Origin of the sequence: Janthinobacterium sp. TND4EL3 (genome assembly GCF_900156175.1) — a bacterium.
In the GTDB taxonomy this organism is placed as follows: domain Bacteria; phylum Pseudomonadota; class Gammaproteobacteria; order Burkholderiales; family Burkholderiaceae_D; genus Janthinobacterium.
Map to the genome: position 1 here is coordinate 92,730 of NZ_FTMV01000011.1, position 21,407 is coordinate 114,136.

The following is a 21,407-nucleotide window of genomic DNA, read 5'->3' on the forward strand; positions in this document are numbered from 1 at the left end:
AAAAACCGGCGATCCCGGTGCAGCCACGACGACAACACGGCGCGCTTATTCGGCGCGCCAGGCTTATTCTTGGAGAAATCATGTTGAACACCCACCGCAGCGCCCTGGCCATCCTGTGCGCCGCCCTCACCACCGTTGCCGCCCCGGCCCTCGCGGCCGGCCCCACGGGCACGGCCGCCGACTATGGCAGCAGCGCCCCGCACGCCGCCGCCCAGCGCAGCATCGAACTGCAGCCCGACACGCGCCACATCAACGTCACGCGCGGCGAAACCGTCACCATCGTGCGCGCCGGCCAGCGTTTTACGTGGCATGTGCAAACTTTTAACCATCAAACGACATTCGCCCTGGCCGAGATCGCGCCGAAAGACATGCCCGTCGATGGCGTGCAGGTGTATGTCGCCGCCAACCCGCTGTACACGGGCAGCTAAGTTTCCTCTACGCATAAAAAAACCGGAAGGGCCTCGCGGCCGTTCCGGTTTTTTTTCAGCGTGAAGAGTTACGCCGTCAATGCTTCTTTCGCGGCGGACTCGTCGACCACTTCCTCGTCATCCGAGCGGATCAGGTGGTCAAAGGCGGACAGGGCTGCCTTGGCGCCTTCGCCGGTGGCGATGATGATCTGCTTGTACGGCACCGTGGTGACGTCGCCGGCCGCAAACACGCCGGGGATCGAGGTCTGGCCGCGGGCGTCCACTTCGATTTCGCCGTGGCGCGAAAGGGCGACCGTGCCCTTGAGCCACTCCGTGTTCGGCACCAGGCCGATTTGCACGAACACGCCTTCCAGTTCGACCTTCTTCGACTCGCCGCTGATGCGGTCCGTGTAGGAGAGGCCATTGACGATCTTGCCGTCGCCGTGGATCTCGGTGGTCTGCGCCGACGTGATCACGGTCACGTTGGGCAGGCTGTGCAGCTTGCGCTGGAGCACCGCATCGGCGCGCAGTTCCGCGCCGAACTCGATCAGGGTCACGTGTTTCACGAGGCCGGCCAGGTCGATCGCCGCTTCCACGCCCGAGTTGCCGCCGCCGATCACGGCCACGCGCTTGCCCTTGAACAAGGGACCGTCGCAGTGCGGGCAGTAGGCGACACCGTGGTTGCGGTATTCCTTCTCGCCCGGCACGTTGATTTCGCGCCAGCGGGCGCCGGTGGCCAGGATGACGGTCTTGGCTTTGAGCACGGCGCCAGTCGCCGTTTCAATCTCGATCAGCTTGCCTGGCGTCAACTTCGCGGCGCGCTGCGTATTCATGATGTCGACGTCGTATTCCTTGACGTGCTGTTCCAGCGCCACGGCGAACTTCGGACCATCGGTTTCCTTGACGGAAATAAAGTTTTCGATCGCCAGGGTATCGAGCACCTGGCCGCCGAAACGCTCGGCCAGCACGCCCGTGTTGATGCCCTTGCGGGCCGCGTAGATCGCCGCTGCCGCGCCGGCAGGGCCGCCGCCGACGATCAGCACGTCAAACACGTCTTTCTTGCTCAACGCTGCCGCCTGGCGTGCGCCGGCGTTGGTGTCGAGCTTGGCGAGGATTTCCTCGACATTCGTGCGTCCCTGGCCAAAGTGCTGGCCATTCAAGAACATCATCGGCACGGCCATGATCTGGCGTTCTTCCACTTCTTGCGGGAACACGCCGCCATCGATGGTGGTGACCTTGATGCGCGGGTTGATCACGGCCATGGCATTCAAGGCCTGCACCACTTCCGGGCAGTTATGGCAGGAGAGCGAAATAAACGTTTCAAACTCGTAATCGCCGTCGAGGTTGCGGATCTGCTCGATCACGGCATCGTCGAACTTGATGGTGTGGCCGCCCACTTGCAGCAGCGCCAGCACCAGCGAGGTAAATTCGTGGCCCAGCGGCACACCGGCGAAACGCACGCCGATGTCGGAGCCGGTACGGTTGATGCTGAACGACGGAACCCGTACGCCAGCGTCAAGGCGCTCGACCAGCGTGATCTTGTCGCTCAACAGGACTATTTCCTGGAGCAATTCCTTCATCTCGCGGGCTTTTGCGCTGTCATCGAGAGAAGCGACCAGCTCAAGCGGATACACCACTTTTTCCAGGTAGGATTTCAGTTGGGTTTTGAGGGTTGCGTCTAACATGCTTTTCTTCCTTTACAAATATTTAGGCGTATGCCGGGCCGGACGCCCGGTCCGGCATCGCGGTAACTACTTGTTTGCTACGTCGTGCATCGAGACTTAGATCTTGCCGACCAGGTCCAGCGATGGGGTCAGCGTTGCGGCGCCTTCCGTCCATTTTGCCGGGCACACTTCGCCTGGGTGGGAAGCCACGTACTGGGCGGCTTTGACTTTGCGCAACAGTTCTGCTGCGTCACGGCCGATGCCGTTGTCATGCACTTCCAGCACTTTGATGAAGCCGTCCGGATTGATGACGAAAGTGCCGCGCAGTGCCAGGCCTTCTTCTTCGATCATGACTTCGAAGTTGCGCGACAGGGCGCCGGTCGGGTCGCCGATCAGTGCGTATTGCACTTTCTTGATCGCGTCCGAGGTGTCGTGCCATGCCTTGTGCGCGAAGTGGGTGTCGGTCGAGATGCCGTACACGTCGACGCCCAGCTTCTGGAACTCGGCGTGGTGATCGGCCAGGTCTTCCAGTTCGGTTGGGCAAACGAAGGTGAAGTCGGCTGGGTAGAACACGAATACCGACCACTTGCCTTTCAGGGACGCTTCCGTCAGGTCGACGAATTTGCCATTGTGGTATGCGGTTGCCTTGAATGGTTTAACTTGGGTATTGATGAGCGACATTTCATTTCCTCTCGTGTGGTGAATCAGTAAGACTCTAGTGTAAGGGGTTTTAACCCATATGCAAAATTGATTGTCACAATAGTTTCAATTGGTTTTAGCTATCATGACGCCATGGGAACTCCATGATAGGCAGTTCCCACGGGATTGAACAGCGACAACAAGGTATCCCCTTGCTGCCGCCGGGTCTTTAATTTTTCAACTCTTCCGGTACTTTGCCGCCGTTTTCCGCCAGCTTGATCATCACCTGGCGGTGCAGCCAGATATTCATGCTGGCCGAATCGTTGGTGTCGCCCGTGAAATGCAGCTCTTGCGCCAGTTCCTTGCGCGAGGCCAGGCTGCTGTCGAGTTGAAGCAGTTTCATCAGGTCGACGATGGACGTGCGCCAATTGAGTTTTTCCGCGTTCTTGCTGGCCAGGTCGACCAGCACCACTTCCACGTCGACGACCGGCACGGCGGCGGCCGGTGCAGGCGCTGCCGCCGGTGCGGCCGCCGCTGGCGCGTCGGTGGCGGCCGCTGGCGTGGCTGCCGGGGCGGCGTCGGATGAATGGTGGAAGATCTTGTTGTAGATATTGCTGAAAATGCCCATGAGGTCACCTCGAGTTGAGTGAATGGAAGAAGAGTTGCCTGCGCGCCCGGTTCACATGTGGCGAACCGGTGACAGCTGGAGCCGGGCGCAGGCGCCAGCCCGTCGAGTATAAGCCCGTTCAGGCCGGGAGCCCTGTCCCGCAGGCTTGCGTAAAATCTGGTGGCAGTGCGTGCCTGTTTCAAGGGGGCAAGGGCCGCCTGGCCTGCAGCAGCGCGTCGAACGCCTCGATGGCCAGCGGCGGTGCAAACAACTGGCCTTGGGCGTAATCGCAGTCTATGCCCAGCAGCAACACGCGCTGCGCTTCCGTCTCCACCCCTTCGGCGATGACGCGCAAGCCCAGCTTGTGCGCCACGCCGATGATGGCCTCGCACAGGGCCAGCTCGGTGGCAGCGGGCGCCAGCTTGCGGATCAGGGCGCCGTCGATCTTCAGGTAATCGATGGCGCACTGCTGCAATTGCGTCAGCGAAGCATGGCCGCTGCCGAAATCGTCGAGGGCGATCTGCACGCCCGCTGCGCGCAAATGCTGGAGACGCTGCGCCATGCCGCTGCCCAGCAGCACGTCCTCGCGCACGTCCAGCACGACGGCCGAGGCCGGCACACCGAGGGCCGCCAGCTGGCGCAGCCAGGTGCCGGGCGCTTCCGCCTCGCGCTGCAGCTCCAGCGGCGACATATTGATGCACAGCTGCAAGTCCTCCCCGCTGGCGTGGCCGGCCGCGCGCCAGCGCAGCAGTTGCGCGGCCGCCACCTGCTGCACCCAGTCGCCGATGTCCGCGATCAGGCCGCTGCTTTCGGCCAGGGCAAGAAAATCGGGCGGCGCCACGAGGCCGCGCTGCGGATGCTGCCAGCGCAGCAAGGCTTCCGCCTTGACGATGCGGCCGCCCCGCAATTCGACGATGGGCTGGTAGAGCAGCCGCAGCTGCTGCTCGCGCAGGGCCGTGCGCAAGTCCGCCCCCAGGCGCATGCGGTTGACGGCCGCCACCTGCAGCGCGGGCGTGAAGTAACTGTAGCGGTTGCGTCCCGCCCCTTTCGACACATACATGGCCTGGTCCGCATGCTTGAGCAAATCCTCGATGGTGGCCGCGTCATCGGGATACAGGGTGATGCCGATCGAGGCCGAGACGAAGGCCTGCTCCTGCCCCAGCACGAAGGGCGCCAGCAAGCCGTCGAGGATTTGCCGCGCGATGCGGTCCACCTGCTGCAGGTCGTCGAGGTCGGACAGGATCACCGTGAATTCATCGCCGCCCAGGCGCGCCACCGTATCCGTCTCGCGCACGCCCACGCGGATGCGCCGCGCCGCCTCGATCAGCAGGATGTCGCCCTGGTGGTGGCCGAGGGTGTCGTTGACCTCCTTGAAATGGTCAAGGTCGATGAACAGGATGGCCACGCGACTCGCATCGCGCCGGCCCTGGGCCAGCGCCAGGCGCAGGCGCTCGTGGAACATGCGGCGGTTCGGTAGTTGCGTCAGGGTATCGAAATTGGCTTGCTGCCAGATCAGCGCTTCGGATTGCCGCTTGTCCGTCACGTCTTCCAGCATGCACAGGTGGTGCGGGCCGCCATGGCGCATCGTGTCGATGGCCGTCACCGAGGCGTCGACCCAGACGATGGCGCCGTCGGGGCGCACGATGCGCTTGGCGTGGCGAAAGCCGCGCAGGCGCCGCGCCAGCAGCTGCGCCACCTGCTCCTGCTCGCCCGCCACGTCGTCGGGATGGCTGATCTCCATCCAGCTCGACCGTTTCATGTGCTCCAGGCTGCGCCCGGCGATGGCGAGATAGCGCGGATTGATGTCGATAAACTGCCCGCTCAGGGTATCGATCAGGGCGATGCCCATGGGCGCTTCCTCGAACATGGTGCGAAAACGCAATTCCCCCTGGCGGATGGTTTCTTCCGTGCGGCGGCGTTCGCGCGCCAGGTTGCTGAAGTGGAAGGCTGCCGACACGGCCAGCAGGCCGCCCGCCACGCCCAGCGACAGGTACAGCCCGCCCAGGTCGGCGCCGGGAACGGGGCGATACAAAAAGCCCTGGTAGGCGCTGCTGTCCGTGGCCTTGCGCGGCAGCACGCCCATGGCGGCATAGGTATCGGCGATATGCTGCCAGCGCTGGGGATTCATGTAGCCGAGTTCCACCAGCACGGGCTGCAGCAGCAGTTCCATCTGCTGTGCCTCGTACAGCAGGTGGGCGCTGTCGTGGCGCTGGCTGTATTTGACGCGGATCAACTGCGCCATTTCCTCGCGGTGGGCCATCGCATATTGCCAGCCGCGCAGGCTGGCCGCGCGGAACGCTTTCACGCGCTCGGGATGGCGGCGCAATTCATGCTCGCTGGTAAACAGGTTGTCGCCGTAGAAATCGATGCCGGCCGTGCGCGGCGTGAACTGATAATAGGAAAAACCGGCCCGGTCCAGGTAGTCGGGCTCGTTGGTGGAATAGGCGGCAATCGCCTCGACCTTGCCATTGATCAAATCGTCGATCCGGTGGCTGGGCGGCAAGCGCCGCAGGCTGGCCCCGTCAACGCCCATTTTTCGCAGGAAGAGCGAGACTTCATCGGAAGCGGCCGGCACATCCGCAGGCGAACCGAGCATCACGGCAGCGCCCGCCAGCCGGCGCACATCCGGCGCGCCGCCATGCTGGCGCATCAGCAGCACGCTGGGCGAATGCTGGAACACGACGGCCAGCACCACCAAAGGCTTGCCGGCCAGGCGGCTCAGCAAGAGGCTGCTGTTGCCCACGCCATACTCGGCCTGGCCCGCCAGCACGACCGCCTCGCTGCGCTTGCCGTCACCGCCCTCGCGCAGCTGCACGTCCAGGCCCGCCTCGCGGTAATAGCCCTGCTCGATGGCCGCGTAATAGCCGGCAAACTGGAATTGATGGGTAAAGCTCAGCTGCAGGACGACGCGCTCCAGCGCCCGGGCCGGTGTCGCCCAGCAATACAGCAGCGCCAGCAGGGCCAGGCAGCCGAGCACCCGCCTGCCTGCATGCGGCGGCCAGGGGAGTCGGAAAGCGCGGGCTGCTTCCATCGGCATGGCAGGAAACCATCGAAGCCTGCCGAGCTGGCAGGGGTCAGGTTATTGTAGCGGCTATTCCGCCGCGCCTTTTGCCGATGGATAATTATTTCTCTGAAAACAATAACGTTGCGGTTTTTGGCAAACAATCTGACAATAGTTTGCGCTAGAACACGACGCCAGCCACCAGAATGATGTTGGCATACGGACTGCACTCGCCCGTGCGCACGATGGCGCGCGCGCCCTTGCTCAATTGCTTGAACTCGTCATGCGTCACCTGGCGCGCATCGGGCAGGGACAAGGCCGCCACCTGGGCCGCCATGGCCGGATTGTGCTGCGGCAATTCGCTGGCCAGCAAATGGTATTCCACCTGCATTTCACTCAGTACGGTGTTCACCGTATCGATGAAGCCGGGTATGCCGCGCGTCAGGGCCAGGTCGATCAGGGGCACGCCCGGCTGCGACGGCAGGCCCGCGTCGCCGATGACGAGCATGTCGCCATGGCCCAGCGAAGCGATCATTTGCGACAGAGCAATATTGAGCAGCGGTGATTTTTTCATGGTCTCAGAACAGCTCGTGCAGGTGGGGAATCGAGGTTTGCGCGCCGGGCTTGGTCACGCTCCAGGCGGCAGCGCGCTGGCCTTGTTGAATCGCTTCCGCCTCGTCCATGCCGGACGCCAGGCCCGCCACAAAACCGCCGATGAAGGTGTCGCCGGCAGCCGTCGTGTCGACGGCTTGCACCACTTCGGCCGGAAAGGTGAAATCGCCGCCATACAGGGCCGCATGCACGCCCTTGGAACCCAGGGTGATGATGACGTTGTCGCTGCCCAGCTTTTGCAGCGCGGCCGCCAGCGCCTTGGCGTCCGCGCCTTCCGGGCTGACGCCGGCCAGCATGGCCGCCTCGATTTCATTCGGAATCAGGTAGTCGACCAGTTCCAGCACGCCGTCCGGCAGGCTGGCCGCCGGGGCCGGGTTCAGCACCACGGTCTTGCCCAGCGAGCGGGCCAGTTGAATCGCGTGCACGACGGTGGCCATCGGCGTTTCCAGCTGCAGCACGACGATATCGGCCTGCTCGATCAGCGCCCTGGCCGCGTCGATGTGCGCGGGGCTCAATAAATCGTTGGCGCCGCCGGCGATCACGATGCTGTTCTGGCCCTTGTCGTCGACGAGGATGGAGGCGATGCCGGACGCCACGCCCGGCAAGGTCGTGACGTGGCTGTCGATGATGCCGTCGCCCACGAGGGCCGCGCGCAACGTAGCGCCAAAGGCGTCATCGCCCACGCAGCCGATCATGGCCACTTGCTGGGCGCCCGCCACCTTGCCGCTCAGGCGCGCGCAGGCCACGGCCTGATTGGCGCCCTTGCCGCCAGGAATGGTTCTAAAGGCGCCGCCCGTCAGGGTTTCGCCGGGGAGGGGCATGCGCGGCACGCGCAAGACCAAGTCCATATTGATGCTGCCGATAACCACGATCATGATGTCATTCCCATCAGTTCAGTTGCAGGAGAAAAAGTAGGTACAGCAGAAGGTACGGTGGCGGCCACGCTGGAGCCGCGCACGTGCAGCTCGGGCGCGATGCTGCGCTGCTGGCGCGGCAAGGCGGGATCGGCGATGCGCGCCAGCAGGCAGGCGGCCGTGATGCGGCCCAGCTCGCGCGTATTCTGCGCCACGCTGCTCAGGGCCGGATGCACGAAGCTGGCCAGGTCGATATCGTCAAAGCCGACGACGGCCAGGTCCGCGGGCACGGCAATGCCGCGCTCGGCGGCGGCGCGCAGGGCGCCAAACGCCATCAAGTCATTGCAGCAGAACAGGGCGTCGGGGCGCTCGCCCTGGGGCAGCGCCAGCAAGTCCAGCGCGGCCGCATAGCCGCCCGCGCTCGTAAAATCGCCATGTACGCACAGGGCGTCGTCCAGGACCACGCCCGCGTCCGCCATGGCGCCGCGCGCGCCGGCGATGCGCTCGTTGGAAATGCTCACCTCGCGGGGACCGGCGATGCAGGCGAGGCGCCGGCGTCCCAGTCCCAGCAGGTGGCGCGCGGCCAAGGCCCCGCCGGCGCGGTTGTCGACGGCCACGGCATCGATGGCCAGGTCGCTGGGCGCGCGGTCGAGCAGCACGGCCGGCACCTTCATCTTGCGCAGCAGTTCGCCATCGCTGTCGGCCAGTGCGGACAAAATCAGGCCGTCGCAGCGCTTGGTCAGCAGCACGTTCAGGTAATCGCGCTGCTTGACGGGGTCGTCATCGGAATTGCACAAGATCACGCTGTAGCCGGCCGCGTAGCAGCTGTCCTCGATGCCGCGCGCCACTTCCGAGAAATACGGGTTCGTATTGTTGGGAATGATCAGGCCGATGGTGCCCGTGCTGCGGCTGCGCAAGGAACGCGCCAGCGCGCTGGGCACGTAATGCAGTGCCTCCACGGCCGCCAGCACGGCGCGGCGCGCCTCGTCGCTGACGGGGCGGGTATTGTTGAGGACGTGCGAGACGGTGGTAAACGATACCCCCGCCGCCTGCGCCACTTGTTTGATGGTTGCCATGGGCCGGTATTATGAACGCTCGCCGCGGCGGCGGTAAGTGTCGAGCACGACGGCGGCAACGATCACCAGGCCCGTGACGATGCGTTTCACGGGTTCCGATACACCCACCTGCGCCAGGCCCGCTTCCAGCACGGAAATGATCAACACGCCGATAAAGGTGCTGATGACGGAACCGCGCCCGCCCATCAGGCTCGTGCCGCCGATCACGACGGCGGCGATCACTTGCAATTCCATGCCCACGCCGCCGTTCGGGTCGGCCGCTTCCAGGCGCGACACCTGGAACAGCGCGCCCACGCCGGCGAGGAAACCCATCAGGGCAAACACCAGCACTTTCGACGGTTTCGTATTGATCCCGGACAAACGCACGGCTTCTTCATTCGTGCCGATGCCGATCCAGTGGCGTCCCAGCACCGTGCGCGTGAGCACCAGGTGGCCGATGACGACGATGGCGATCGAGGCGATGAAGGCGGGCGACAGGCCAAACGCGATGGGCGAGCTGATGCCGTCGACGGCGCTGCCGATGTATTCCGTGCGCGAATTGGTCACTTGATACGCCATGCCGCGCGCCATTTCCAGCACGCCCAGGGACACGATGAACGAGGGGATGCGCCAGCCGACGGAAATGAGGCCCGTCGTCGCGCCGCACAGGGCCGCGACGAACATGCCCAGCAAAGCCGCGCTCCACACGGGCCAGCCCCAGTGCACGACGGCCAGCGACAGCACGGAAGCGGCCAGCGCCATCACGGAACCGACGGACAGGTCGATGCCGCCGATGATCAGCACAAACGTCATGCCGACGGCCATCACGACCAGGGTCGGGATGTTGTTCGACAGGGTACTCAAGGTCGCCAGGGTAAAGAAGTTTTCGCTGGCAAACGAGAACAGCACGCACATGGCCAGCAAAGCACCGATCAGGCCCGCATAGTTTTTCAGGTCGGCCAGGCTGCGCTGCAGATACGAAGGAGAGGAGTGGATAGTCATGGGAATCTTTCCGGCGGATCAGGCCGCAGCTGGAGTGGAAGTGGGGGTCAAATAGCCGGAGAAGGCGGCCGACAGCAGCGCGTCCTGGCTCCAGGCACCGCGTTCGAAGGTGTCGACGATGCTGCCCGCGCTCATGACGGCGATGCGGTCGCAGATCAGCATCAGTTCGCGCAAGTCGCTCGACACGATGACGAGGCCCTTGCCTTGGCGCGCCTGCTCGGCCAGCACCTGATAGATATCAAACTTGGCGCCGATATCGATGCCGCGCGTGGGTTCGTCGAACAGCATCACGGGGCAGTCGCGGTACAGCCAGCGGGCGATCACCACTTTTTGCTGGTTGCCGCCGGACAGTTCCGCCACCGTTTGCGCGCTGTTGCGCGAGCGGATGCCCAGGCGCTGGATATAATCGTCGGCCACCGTCGCTTCGGCCGCGTCGTTGAGCCAGCCGGCGCCGCTGACGGTGTCGAGCGCGGCCAGGGTGGTGTTGACGGCGATGGACTGGCGCAGCAACAAGCCCTGGCCCTTGCGGTCTTCCGTGATCATGGCGATGCCGGCCTGCACGGCCGCCTGCGGCGAGTGCAAGGCGGCGGGCACCTCGCTGTCGCCGAGGAACACGTCGCCGGCGTCGGCGCGGTCGGCGCCGAAGATCAAACGCAGCAATTCCGTGCGGCCCGAGCCGATGAGGCCGGCGATGCCGAGGATTTCGCCCGCGCGCAAGTCAAACGAGGTCGGGTTGACCACCTTGCCGCGCGCCAGGCCCCGCACACGCAGCAGCGGCGCGCCTATCGTGCGCCCGCTCAGGTCGACGGCATCGTCGGCCGAGCGGCCCACCATCAGGCTGACCAGGTCGGCGGCGGAGTGGCCGGCGATATCGTCATCGCACACGAGCTGGCCGTCGCGCAGCACGGCGATGCGGTCGGCCACGCGCTTGAGTTCTTCCAGGCGGTGGGAAATATAGATGATGCACACGCCGTCGGCCTTCAGGCGCTCGATCTGCAGGAACAGCAATTCCACTTCGCGATGCGTCAGCATGGCCGTCGGCTCATCCAACACCAGCAGGCGGCAGGCGCCGATCAGGTTGCGCGCAATCTCGATCATCTGCTGGTGGCCGATGCCCAGTTCGCCAACCAAGGTCCACGGGTCCAGGCCGCCCAGGCCCACTTTCTCCATCTGTTCACGCGCGTCGCGTTCGAGACGGGTGCGGTCGATAAAGCCGAAACGCTGCGGCAGGTTTTTCAAATACAGGTTTTCCGCGATCGACAGCGTGGGAATCAGATTCAATTCCTGCATCACCATGCGGATGCCCAGCGCCTCGGCGGCGCCGCGCGAAGCGGGCTGGTAGGGCTTGCCGTCGAGCAGCATCGTGCCCGTCGTGGCTTGCTCCAGGCCGCAGATGATCTTCGACAGGGTGCTCTTGCCCGCGCCGTTCTCTCCCGTCAGCGCCAGCACCTGGCCAGGGGCAAAGCGCAGGCGCACGCCGCCCAGCACGGGGCCGACATAGGACTTGCCGATGTTGTCCAGGGTCAATAGAGGGATGGCGGCTGAGGGCGCCGGGGGGATGTCGGTAGGCATGATAAAACTCCGCGGAAAAAGGCGGCGGGGCCGGCGCCGCAGCCTCAGGCAGAGACGCGGACGCTGGCCCCGGCGGGATCAGACGATCAGGACTTGGCGCCCTTGGCGACCAGTTCGACCTTGGTTTCGATGACGCCACCGAGATCGGCCTGTTTCTTCTTCTGCGCCAAGGCTTTCAGCACGGTCTCGATGCCGAACACGGCTTGCTGCGAACCGAACTGGTCGGCGGTAGCCAGCACGCGGCCATCGGCCAGCATCGGCTTGATGGCGTTGATGTTGTCGTAGCCGACGACGAGCACTTTGCCCGTCTTGCCGGCCGCCTTGATGGCGGACACGGCGCCGATGGCCATGTTGTCGTTACCGCACAGCAAAGCCTTGATATTCGGGTTGGCGTTCAGCATGGCGGCTGCGACCGTGTTGGCAGGCGCGATTTCCCACTGGCCCGACTGCACGCTGACCACTTTCGCACCGGCCGCGTTCATGGCGTCCTGGAAGCCCAGGGTGCGCTGCTGCGCGTTGTAGGTGGTGGACACGCCTTCGATGATGCCGACGGGGTCGCCCTTCTTGATCTGCTTGGCCAGGAAGTCGCCGACGACCTTGGCGCCCTTGCGGTTGTCCGGGCCGACGAAGGGCACGGTGATGCCCTTCTCTTTCAGGGCGCCATCGTCGAGCTTGTTGTCGATATTGACGACGATGATGCCCGCGTCGATGGCTTTTTTCAGCACGGGCACCAGCGCTTTCGAGTCGGCCGGGGCAATCACCAGCGCATTGACGCGCGAAACGATCATTTGCTCGACCAGCTTGATCTGGCTCGACGTATCCGTTTCATCCTTGATGCCGTTCGACAGCAGGTCGTACTTGGCGGCATTGACCTTCTGATGCGCCTTGGCGCCATTTTCCATGGTCAGGAAAAATTCATTGGCGAGCGACTTCATCACCAGCGCCACCTTCGGCTTTGCTGGCGTCTGCGCCATCGCCGGCACGGCGGGCAAGGCACACACGAGGACAGCGGCGGCAATCATTTTCAGGCGAATACGGGATGTCATGAGCGTCTCCAGAGGGGTTGGTCAAGCACGTGTACTGCATGCTTTTTAGGAAATTCGTTGCGCGCAAACGTTTGCGCGAAGCGAATAGTGCCTCAATGCCCCATATCAGTGCAAGCAAAACTGTATGTGCGGTGCAGCAAAAAAGGGACGCCCAGAGGGAAACGGGCAGGCCGATACGACCGGCCTGCCGAGGAAGAACACGCGCAAGTCAGGCGTTTGTTGCGGGACGGGCGCTGGCCCACTGCACGGCCAGCACGCTGGCCAGCACCAGCAGCAAGCCCAGCATCGACCAGCCCGTCATGGCCTGGCCCAGCAAGGCCCAGCCCAGCACGACGGCCATCAGGGGACTGAGCAGTCCCAGCGAGGAGACGGCCACGGGCGACAGGCGGCTGATGCCGCGAAACCACAAGGCATACGCCAGCAGCGCGCCGGCCAGGCACAGGTAGGCGTAGGCCAGCACTTGCTGCAACGACAGCGCCGGCAACGGTGCATCGGCCAGCCAGGCGACGGGCGCCAGCATCAGGCCGCCCAGCAGCAATTGCCAGCCCGTCAGCGCCAGCACGGGCAAGTCCGGCTTCCAGCGCCGCGTCAGGTAGGTGCCGGCCGCCATGCAGGCCGTGCCGCCCAGCGCGGCGGCGATGCCGACGGGTTCCCACACCGTGCGCGGCGACAATAACAGAACGGCCATGCCGGCCACGCCCAGCACGCTGGCGCCCAGGGCCAGGCGGGCCGGGCGGCGCCCTTCCACGCCCCAGGCCAGGCCCATCACCAAGAGCGGCTGGATGGCCCCCACCACGGCCGCCAGGCCGCCCGGCAAGCGGTAGGCGGCGACGAACAGCAGCGCCTGGAACACGCCGATATTCAAGGCGGACAGGATCAGCACGCGGCCCCAGTCGCGCCGCGCGGGCAGGCGCCGCATGATCAGCAGCAACAGCAGGCCGGCCGGCAGCACGCGGATCAGCGCGGCCGTGAACGGGCGGTGCGGCGGCAGCAGTTCGGACGTGACGATATACGTGGAACCCCAGATCAGGGGCGCCAGCGCCGTGAGCACGATATCGCCCCAGGCGGGGCGGGCAGCAGAGGTGGACATGAACTATCTCGACGTTAAGATAAATCGAGTGTGGACGTATACTATCTTGATGTCAAGATAAATTCGCCGGCGTGGGCAATGCTGCCGGACATAAAAAAACCCGGCGCGCAGGCCGGGTTCTTGTTGCAACGCTGAAAGCTTAGCGGCGGCCGCTGCGGGCTGGCGTACCGCCCTTGGCGGCCGGCTTGGCGCCACGGCCCACGGGCGCGGCGGCAGGCTTGGCCTTCGTCTTGATGGTCGACAAGATCGACGGACGCACTTTCGACTCGACGGCAGTAGCCTTCGGCGCGGCGGCCGTGCCGCCCAGGGCGATGCGGTTCTTGCCCGGCGTGACCTTGAACTTGTCCGGCGTGCCGGCGCCATGCGTCTGACGGCTGCGTTCGCCAGCGGCCAGGCCGCCCGACTCGGATGAGGTCCAGGCCGGTATCAAATGCTTGTCGCCATTGCCGATCAAGTCGCCACGGCCCATGTTGACCAGCGCTTCGCGCAAAATCGGCCAGTTGGCCGGGTCCTGGTAGCGCAGGAAGGCTTTATGCGTGCGGCGGATCTTGCCGCTGCGGGCCGTTTCCACCACTTCCGAATCGGCCGTCACCTTGCGCAGCGGATTCTTGCGCGTGTGGTACATGGTCGTGGCCATGGCCATCGGCGTAGGCATGAAGGTCTGCACCTGGTCCAATTTAAAATTGTTTTTCTTCAGCCACAGGGCCAGGTTCAGCATGTCCAGGTCCGTCGTGCCCGGATGGGCGGCGATGAAATACGGGATCAGGTATTGCTTCTTGCCTGCTTCCAGCGAGAAACGGTCGAACATTTCCTTGAATTCATCGTAGGCGCCGATGCCGGGCTTCATCATCTTCGATAACGTCCCCTCTTCCGTGTGCTCAGGGGCAATCTTCAACAGGCCGCCCACGTGGTGCGTCACCAGTTCCTTCACGTACTCGGGCGAACGCACGGCCAGGTCGTAGCGCAAGCCCGAGCTGATCAGCACTTTCTTGATGCCGGGAATGGCGCGCGCCTTGCGGTACAGCGAGATGAGCTTGCTGTGGTCCGTGCCCAGGTTCACGCAGATGGACGGGTACACGCACGACAGGCGGCGGCACGACACTTCGATCTCTTTTTCCTTGCAGGCCAGGCGGTACATATTCGCCGTCGGACCGCCCATATCGGAAATGGTGCCCGTAAAGCCTTTGGTTTTATCGCGGATATGCTCGATTTCGCGCAGGATCGACGGTTCCGAACGGCTCTGGATGATGCGGCCCTCGTGTTCCGTGATCGAGCAGAAGGTGCAGCCGCCGAAGCAGCCGCGCATGATGTTGACGGAAAAGCGGATCATTTCCCAGGCGGGGATGTGCGCCTTACCATAGCTCGGGTGCGGGGCGCGCGCGTAATTCATGTCGTACACGCCATCCATCTCGTCCATGGCCAGCGGCAGCGGCGGCGGGTTGAGCCACACGTCGCGCTCGCCGTGCGCCTGCACCATGGCGCGCGCATTGCCGGGATTCGATTCCAGGTGGAACACGCGCGACGCATGCGCATACATGACGGGGTCATCCTTGACGACGTCGTAGGACGGCAGGCGCACGACGGTCTTGTCGTGCTTTTCCTTGGCCATGGCCAGGCGCTCTTCGCGGCTCATGATGCGGATGGGCTTGATGACTTCGGCCGATTTCGACGCGTTTTCCGTGGCGCAGGCGGTCTTGTCTTCCTGCACCATCTCGTAGGGGCTGTAATGCGGGTCGATCTTGCCGGGCACGTCCACGCGGGTGGAATTGTGCACGCCCCAGTCCTCGCCGGGCAGCCAGCCGGACGGCACCATGAAGGCCGTGCCGCGCAAGTCGCGGATATCCTTGATGTGTTCGCCGGCGGCCAGGCGGTGCGTCAGGTCGACCAGCGCCCGCTCGGCATTGCCGAAGATCAGCAAATCGGCCTTGGAATCGGGCAAGACGGAACGGCGGACCTTGTCCGACCAGTAATCGTAATGGGCGATGCGGCGCAAGGACGCCTCGATGCTGCCGATGACGATGGGCACGTCGGAATACGCTTCGCGCGCGCGCTGGGCGTACACGGTGACGGCGCGGTCAGGGCGCTTGTTCGGCTCGGCATTGGCCGTGTAGGCGTCGTCGGAGCGGATCTTGCGGTCGGCCGTGTACTGGTTGACCATGGAATCCATGTTGCCGGCCGTGATGCCATAGTACAGGCGCGGCTTGCCGAGGATGCGGAAGGCGTCGGCCGACAGCCAGTCCGGCTGGCTGATGATGCCGACGCGATAACCCTGCGCTTCGAGCAGGCGGCCAACGAGGGCCATGCCGAAGCTCGGATGGTCGATGTAGGCGTCGCCCGTGACGAGGATGACGTCGCACTGATCCCAGCCCAGCGCGTCCATCTCGGCACGCGACATCGGCAGGAAAGGCGCCACGGCAGCGCGGGCAGACCGCTTGGGAACGGTCGCAAATAAATTGGTAGGGGAGCTCATAGGGTACGGATTGTACCGGAATTGGCCATTTCCAACCTGACGGCCTGCTTTTTACTGTTGGATTTACGTACAAAAAACGTTTATTTTTCAATCACTTGGGGAATTTCCATCGTGAAATTGTGACTGAGGAGCAGTTTTTATCATTGCATCAACATCATCTCGGCGCCTCTCAAAACCGTAGCGAGCAAGCTCCATGCCGGGTTGAGTAGCAGAGCCGTACGAACATACGGTGAGCAACGGATGCCCGGCAGTGGGCTGCGCAATAGGTTTTCAGAGGTACATCAAATTCCCATATTGGCGAGAATCTCCCCCAATTCCCGCAGCGCCGGTTCCAGTTTCGGATGCTTGACGGCAAACTTGGCCGACAATTCCTGGCTGCGCTCGGCCAGTCCATATGTGGTCGACTCTTCTTCCTGTTCCTGCGCGGCGCGCTTTTCCAGCAGCAGCTGGATGTCGCCATCGAGTTTTTGCAGCAAACCATGCAGTTCTTCATCCACAGGATCGCCAGACGCGATGGTCGATTGCAGCTGTTGTAACGATTCCTTGAGTTTGCTATCCATGTTTTTTCCTGTCAGTCAGTAAATTGCGTGTCCAGGTACAGCTGTTCCACCTTGCTCCTGGCCCACGGGGTCTTGCGCAAAAACTTCAGGCTCGACTTGATGCTGGGATCGCTGATGAAGCAATTGATATCGATGTGCTTGCTCAGACCATCCCAGCCGTAATGGCATTGTAGACGCGTCAGGATGGTTTCCAGCGTGAGTCCCTGCAGTTCCTTGCTCATGGCTTTATCTTACTCGTAAAAGTTGGCAGGCACGATTCTGCCATAAATCCTCTTGCCCGCCCGCTCCCGCAAGGCATATCACTTGCGCCAGATCAGCTTGCTAATTCACCAGCCATTTATATTGAAACTTTTGTTTCCGCAGGAGAAGCAAATGATGCGCGCAGTCATCTGCAAGGGCGATCCCACCAGCCACGGCGGTAAAGTACTGGAAGGCAATGCCAACGTGACCACCAACGGGCGCCAGGTAGCGCAGCGGGGACACATGACCTTCTGTCCCAAATGCAAGGGCAACTTTCCCATCGCCGAAGGCCTGGCTTTTCATACATATGCCGGCATCGGCACCGCCGTCGATGGCATGCGCACGGCATGCGGCGCCAAGCTGATGGCGACCCAGCATACGATGCAGATCGACGATGCGCCGGCGGCAGCGCCGGCAACGGCAACGGCAACGGCCACCATGGCGCCCGCTGCCGCCGCTGGCAACTACAGCGCGGCCTTCCGCGCGCTCGATGAAGCGTCGGGCGCACCGGTGCCGGGCCTGCCGTACCGCATGCTATTGCCTGATGGCCGCACGGTACGCGGCGTGACTGACAGCGACGGCCGCACCGGGACGGTCAGCGGCCACGACCCGGCCAGCGTCCAGTTATTCTGGGAAAGCGAAGCAGCGGCCCCGGCAACGGAGCCTGGCGGCGAGCATGACTGAAGCGACACCCGCCGCGACCGGCACGCTGGCGGCAAGCACTTCCTTGACGACGGTCAATGTCAGCGCCCGGCGCAAGGTGCGCTACGTCTTCGATACGAGCGCGACGAAACGCGACCTTGCGCTGCCGTATCGCGTATCGATCGATGGCAAGGTGCAGGAAGCCGAAGCCAGCCTGTGCAAGCTGAGCGGCAGCAAGCGCAGCATCGAGTTGCTGGCGGCACCGGGTGCGCGCGTCGCCTTGTTTCTCAACAGCGATGTGCATCCCGATTTCCGGCGAGAACCCGTGTATGCGCTGCAAGTGGGCGAGCATGACGTCGAAGTCCTCATCACGGAAAAGCAAGGCCGCATCGGCCATGCGCGCGCCGTGGTGGGCACATCGGTCACGCGCCAGGCGGGCGAGCGCGCCGTCGATTGCTACAAGGCCCTGCTGACGGGCGACATCTGGATGCAGATTTCGCATCTGTATACCGCGGCGCAAGCCGACGCCATCCTGCCGCCAGAAACTCCGCCCGCCGTGCGCGTCGCCGTGCGCGCCATCTACAGCGGCCTGCCCGCCGCGCAACTGCTGGTCCAGTTTCCCGCCAGCGACACGACCCCGGCGCATGCCTTGCGCGTCGCCTTCGCCGACTCCGAGAATGCGCGCGCCAACATCACCTACTGCTCCCTGCTCAAGGACGTGCTGCCGCGCACCCACCCGGCCGCCTTCGCCGCCCTGCTCAGCGAAGCGCACAAGGCTGGCGTCACCGAAGTGCATGTGACCTCGTGCTGGCGGCCCATGCTCGGTTCAATCGCCCACCGCGCCGGCCTGGGGCTCGATATCGTCTACATCGCCAACGCCAGTCAAGCAGTGCACATCAACCGCGTCGGACTGACTGGCGCGGGGGGCAGGAATCCGAATGTTCGCGCCCGGGAAAAGCAGTTGTATGACGAACTCATATTGGCAGAACAGCAGGCGCGTGCAATTTCTGGAGAACGCCTCGCGACGCAAACTGAATCAACACAAAAAGAGAAAATGGAAAAAATTAACAAAGAAAGGCTAGCAAGGGCTAGGTGGAACGACGAACGCAATCTAAATGAACCTAAATTAATGCATGAGCTACGGCAACAGTTACAAAAAAACCCATCAGTTAAACAAGTTTTTGACCCTTGGTACATGGAAGGCGACACCCGTGATCAATCTCCTCAGACTGCCAATGAACAACGTAGCAAGAACGAAACAATTCATGCCGATCATCTTCATCTCACTCTGAATGACCCTCAAATTTTATGAACTATCTATTTTCGCTGATCTTATGCGCCTTAGCCTGCGTAGCCGGCAGCGCAAATGCCAATACTGTGGAGACGAAACAGCGTCCTTCACGTCAATGGTTCGATAAATCCTGGAGCATACGTTATGTCCTTTTCCTCAATTCCAAAAAACATATGGCGACTGGTATCGCCATCGCCAAAAGCATGAATGCATTAGACGGGAAGTATGAGGAGCCCATGGTATATCTCGAGGCTCAGGAACTCTTCGCCAAAATTGTTTCACTTAGGGGATCACGCTCAGCACCTGTCGCTACCGTGCTTATCTCGTTTGATCGAAATGGACGCGTCATGAACAAGAATTCCGTTCTATCGCCATTCATGGGCAAGCTCTCATATATCAACAGTCTGGTCCTGATCCGCACCAGCGATCCGGCCAGCAAGCCATACGCATTTGCCGATTGGGACCAAGGCATTCCTGGTGATGTCAGCTTTTCGCCGGCCGTGTGCACCACCCTGGACTCTCATCGCTATGGTGCTTATTGGCAATCAGACGACTTCCGCGGCCATGTCGGCTGCCGCGAATGGACCGCCCAGCTGTACGACCCCGGACGGCCGTATATCGACGTCACCACCTACAGCAAGCGCGGCAACTTCATTGGCGAACTGGTGGGCTGGTCGCGCTTTGAAGACCTGCCCAAACCCGTCATCGGCATGCAGGGCAAGCAGTGGCTATGCCTGCACGAATGCCCGGCCGGCGAGCGGCCCGGCGTGATTGCCGACCTGCGCGCCTGGACGCGCAAGCACGGCTACCCCATGCCGGAACGCCCGCCGCGCCAGCCGCTCTATCCCGATTCGGAATATCAGGATGACCTCAACGAATTCTGGAATTACTGAAGGAAATCACGATCATCGAGGCAGGCAGGTGTTTGCCGTCCGAACGAAACACTGCGAATCATGCCTTTACCCAACGACCAATACAATGGAAACATGATGAGCCATCGCTTCTTTTATGCCGTGATTGCTTTAATGTACGCGGTTAGCGGCGTGCACGCCTCCCCAGCTACAGTGGAACGTGATCCTTCACGGGAATGGTTAGATGTTCCTTGGAAGATACGTTATGTGCTTTTGATCGATACGGCCGCAGGCATGAAAGCAGAGTTCAAGTCAGCCGACAAATTCAATCGCTCAGACGGCAAAAATGGGAAAAACTTGCTTTATCTTGATGCCATCGCACTATTTTCATCCACGGCTAGCATCATTGCATCAAAGACGGTAGCAATTCAACGCTCTCTATCTCGTTCGATGAGCATGGCCGTGTGCTCAATACCGATCCCTTTCTGTCCCAGTTCAACGCCAGGCGCTCCATTATTGAAAGTCTGGTCCTGATCCGCATCAGCGATCCGGCCAGCAAGCCATACGCATTTGCCGATTGGGACCGAGGCATTCCTGGTGATGTCAGCTTTTCGCCGGCCGTGTACACCACCCTGGACTCTCATCGCTACGGTGCTTATTGGCAATCAGACGCCCCTCGCGGCCATGCCTGTACAGTCGTAAATGGGACAAGGAGCGAGAGCAGAATGAGCCAAAGCTCCTGAATGCCATGCGTGATCGATTAGAAAAAAATCCATCAATAACACAGGTCTTCGATCCTTGGTACATGGAATCCAATACTGGCGATCAGCACCCAAAAATAGCAAACAAACAACGCAGCGATAACGAAAAAACGCATGCGCATCATCTTCATATCACTGTGAAAGAGTCAAAAATTCTATGAAATCTTCTTTTCCCTTTCTCTTGCTTGTGACCCTGATCTCTATGGCAAGCGCCCACGCAACATCCTCGGCAAAAGAACGAGACCCATCCAGAGAGTGGCGCGACGTACCATGGACAATGCGCTATATCTTGTTCCTGAATGCAAATAAACACATGAAAGAAAATATTGTTTTCGGCAAGAAAGTTAACGCAGCAGACAGCATCCAAAACGGATCCCGTCTTTATCTTAGCGTCTATGAACTCTTTGCAGAGTCTACGCATGTTATTAATGCGAAGTCGAGAGATATGGCTACCTCCCTTTTCCTATTTGATCAAGACGGACACGTTGTGAACAGCAGCAGTTTGCTGTCGCAATTCACCGGAAAGCTGTCACGGATCAACAGTTTGGTCTTGATCCGTACCCTCGACTCCACCGAAAAACCATATAAGATTGCTGATTGGAACCAAGGCATCCCCGGCGATACCAGCTTTTCTCCGGCCGTGTGCACCACCTTGGACTCCTTCAGATATGACGCTTATTGGCAAGCACGGGATCCTCGCGGCCATGTCGGCTGCCGCGAATGGACCGCCCAGCTGTACGACCCCGGACGGCCGTATGTCGACGTCACCACCTACAGCAAGCGCGGCAACTTCATTGGCGAACTGGTGGGCTGGTCACGCTTTGAAGACCCGCCCAAACCCGTCATCGGCATGCAGGGCAAGCAGTGGCTATGCCTGCACGAATGCCCGGCCGGCGAGCGGCCCGGCGTGATTGCCGACCTGCGCGCCTGGACGCGCAAGCACGGCTACCCCATGCCAGAGCGCCCGCCGCGCCAGCCGCTCTATCCCGATTCGGAATATCAGGATGACCTCAATGAATTCTGGAATTATTGAGGCCTACGGG

General features: G+C 62.2%; 20 protein-coding genes. 6 read left to right on the plus strand and 14 right to left on the minus strand.

The window, feature by feature from the left end:
• The first annotated feature begins 80 nt into the window (after positions 1–80).
• A complete protein-coding gene (locus tag BXA07_RS17525; RefSeq protein WP_076569364.1) occupies positions 81–428 on the plus strand; it encodes a CzcE family metal-binding protein in 348 nt (115 codons plus the stop codon).
• 68 nt (positions 429–496) lie between these two features.
• Here BXA07_RS17525 and ahpF read toward each other — a convergent pair whose 3' ends face one another.
• The 14 genes from ahpF to BXA07_RS17595 all read right to left on the minus strand — a co-directional run bounded on the left by ahpF (position 497) and on the right by BXA07_RS17595 (position 16,800).
• Positions 497–2,092 (minus strand): alkyl hydroperoxide reductase subunit F, encoded by a 1,596-nt coding sequence (gene ahpF / locus BXA07_RS17530; protein WP_076569366.1) that lies wholly within the window; start codon positions 2,090–2,092, stop codon positions 497–499.
• Between the two features lie 96 nt (positions 2,093–2,188).
• The gene (gene ahpC, locus BXA07_RS17535) at positions 2,189–2,752 is read right to left on the minus strand and encodes an alkyl hydroperoxide reductase subunit C (RefSeq protein WP_071326099.1); all 564 of its coding nucleotides are present in this window, start codon (positions 2,750–2,752) and stop codon (positions 2,189–2,191) included.
• Between the two features lie 187 nt (positions 2,753–2,939).
• On the minus strand, positions 2,940–3,338 hold the full coding sequence (locus BXA07_RS17540; protein WP_076569368.1) for a DUF3597 domain-containing protein: 399 nt from the start codon (positions 3,336–3,338) through the stop codon (positions 2,940–2,942).
• A gap of 178 nt (positions 3,339–3,516) precedes the next feature.
• Positions 3,517–6,294, minus strand: coding sequence for an EAL domain-containing protein (locus BXA07_RS17545; protein WP_076569370.1), 2,778 nt, complete (start codon positions 6,292–6,294; stop codon positions 3,517–3,519).
• Positions 6,295–6,499: 205 nt separating this feature from the next.
• Positions 6,500–6,892: a D-ribose pyranase gene (gene rbsD, locus BXA07_RS17550; protein ID WP_076569372.1), complete on the minus strand. Its 393-nt coding sequence runs from the start codon at positions 6,890–6,892 to the stop codon at positions 6,500–6,502.
• A gap of 4 nt (positions 6,893–6,896) precedes the next feature.
• Positions 6,897–7,805 carry a ribokinase gene (gene rbsK / locus BXA07_RS17555; RefSeq protein WP_076569374.1) on the minus strand — a complete coding sequence of 303 codons (909 nt, stop codon included), beginning with the start codon at positions 7,803–7,805 and terminating at the stop codon, positions 6,897–6,899.
• Positions 7,802–8,860 (minus strand): LacI family DNA-binding transcriptional regulator, encoded by a 1,059-nt coding sequence (locus tag BXA07_RS17560; RefSeq protein WP_076569376.1) that lies wholly within the window; start codon positions 8,858–8,860, stop codon positions 7,802–7,804. Before BXA07_RS17560 ends, rbsK begins: the two co-directional genes overlap by 4 nt.
• 9 nt (positions 8,861–8,869) lie before the next feature.
• Positions 8,870–9,841: an ABC transporter permease gene (locus BXA07_RS17565; protein WP_076569378.1), complete on the minus strand. Its 972-nt coding sequence runs from the start codon at positions 9,839–9,841 to the stop codon at positions 8,870–8,872.
• Positions 9,842–9,859: 18 nt separating this feature from the next.
• Positions 9,860–11,413: a sugar ABC transporter ATP-binding protein gene (locus BXA07_RS17570; protein WP_076569380.1), complete on the minus strand. Its 1,554-nt coding sequence runs from the start codon at positions 11,411–11,413 to the stop codon at positions 9,860–9,862.
• Between the two features lie 86 nt (positions 11,414–11,499).
• Positions 11,500–12,435: a sugar ABC transporter substrate-binding protein gene (locus BXA07_RS17575; protein ID WP_244556328.1), complete on the minus strand. Its 936-nt coding sequence runs from the start codon at positions 12,433–12,435 to the stop codon at positions 11,500–11,502.
• A gap of 232 nt (positions 12,436–12,667) precedes the next feature.
• Entirely contained in the window at positions 12,668–13,549 is an 882-nt protein-coding gene (locus BXA07_RS17580) for an EamA family transporter (RefSeq protein WP_076569384.1), read from the minus strand.
• A 139-nt stretch (positions 13,550–13,688) separates the two neighbouring features.
• Positions 13,689–15,944 carry a YgiQ family radical SAM protein gene (locus BXA07_RS17585; RefSeq protein ID WP_212592332.1) on the minus strand — a complete coding sequence of 752 codons (2,256 nt, stop codon included), beginning with the start codon at positions 15,942–15,944 and terminating at the stop codon, positions 13,689–13,691.
• A gap of 356 nt (positions 15,945–16,300) precedes the next feature.
• Positions 16,301–16,579 carry a DUF4404 family protein gene (locus tag BXA07_RS17590; RefSeq protein WP_076569388.1) on the minus strand — a complete coding sequence of 93 codons (279 nt, stop codon included), beginning with the start codon at positions 16,577–16,579 and terminating at the stop codon, positions 16,301–16,303.
• Between the two features lie 11 nt (positions 16,580–16,590).
• The gene (locus BXA07_RS17595; RefSeq protein ID WP_076569390.1) at positions 16,591–16,800 is read right to left on the minus strand and encodes a VF530 family protein; all 210 of its coding nucleotides are present in this window, start codon (positions 16,798–16,800) and stop codon (positions 16,591–16,593) included.
• A 151-nt stretch (positions 16,801–16,951) separates the two neighbouring features.
• On the opposite strand from BXA07_RS17595, the gene BXA07_RS17600 reads away from it, so the two are divergent.
• The 5 genes from BXA07_RS17600 (at position 16,952) to BXA07_RS30270 (ending at position 21,397) form a co-directional block, all read left to right on the plus strand.
• Positions 16,952–17,503 (plus strand): PAAR domain-containing protein, encoded by a 552-nt coding sequence (locus BXA07_RS17600; RefSeq protein WP_083708378.1) that lies wholly within the window; start codon positions 16,952–16,954, stop codon positions 17,501–17,503.
• A complete protein-coding gene (locus tag BXA07_RS29790; protein ID WP_083708371.1) occupies positions 17,496–18,773 on the plus strand; it encodes a hypothetical protein in 1,278 nt (425 codons plus the stop codon). Before BXA07_RS17600 ends, BXA07_RS29790 begins: the two co-directional genes overlap by 8 nt.
• The gene (locus BXA07_RS30260) at positions 18,770–19,645 is read left to right on the plus strand and encodes a hypothetical protein (protein ID WP_139335631.1); all 876 of its coding nucleotides are present in this window, start codon (positions 18,770–18,772) and stop codon (positions 19,643–19,645) included. The genes BXA07_RS29790 and BXA07_RS30260 overlap by 4 nt, the downstream gene beginning before the upstream one ends.
• A 60-nt stretch (positions 19,646–19,705) precedes the next feature.
• Complete coding sequence (locus tag BXA07_RS30265; RefSeq protein WP_139335632.1) at positions 19,706–20,137, plus strand: hypothetical protein; 432 nt, start codon at positions 19,706–19,708, stop codon at positions 20,135–20,137.
• Positions 20,138–20,521: 384 nt separating this feature from the next.
• Positions 20,522–21,397: a hypothetical protein gene (locus tag BXA07_RS30270; protein ID WP_139335633.1), complete on the plus strand. Its 876-nt coding sequence runs from the start codon at positions 20,522–20,524 to the stop codon at positions 21,395–21,397.
• Positions 21,398–21,407: the final 10 nt, after the last annotated feature.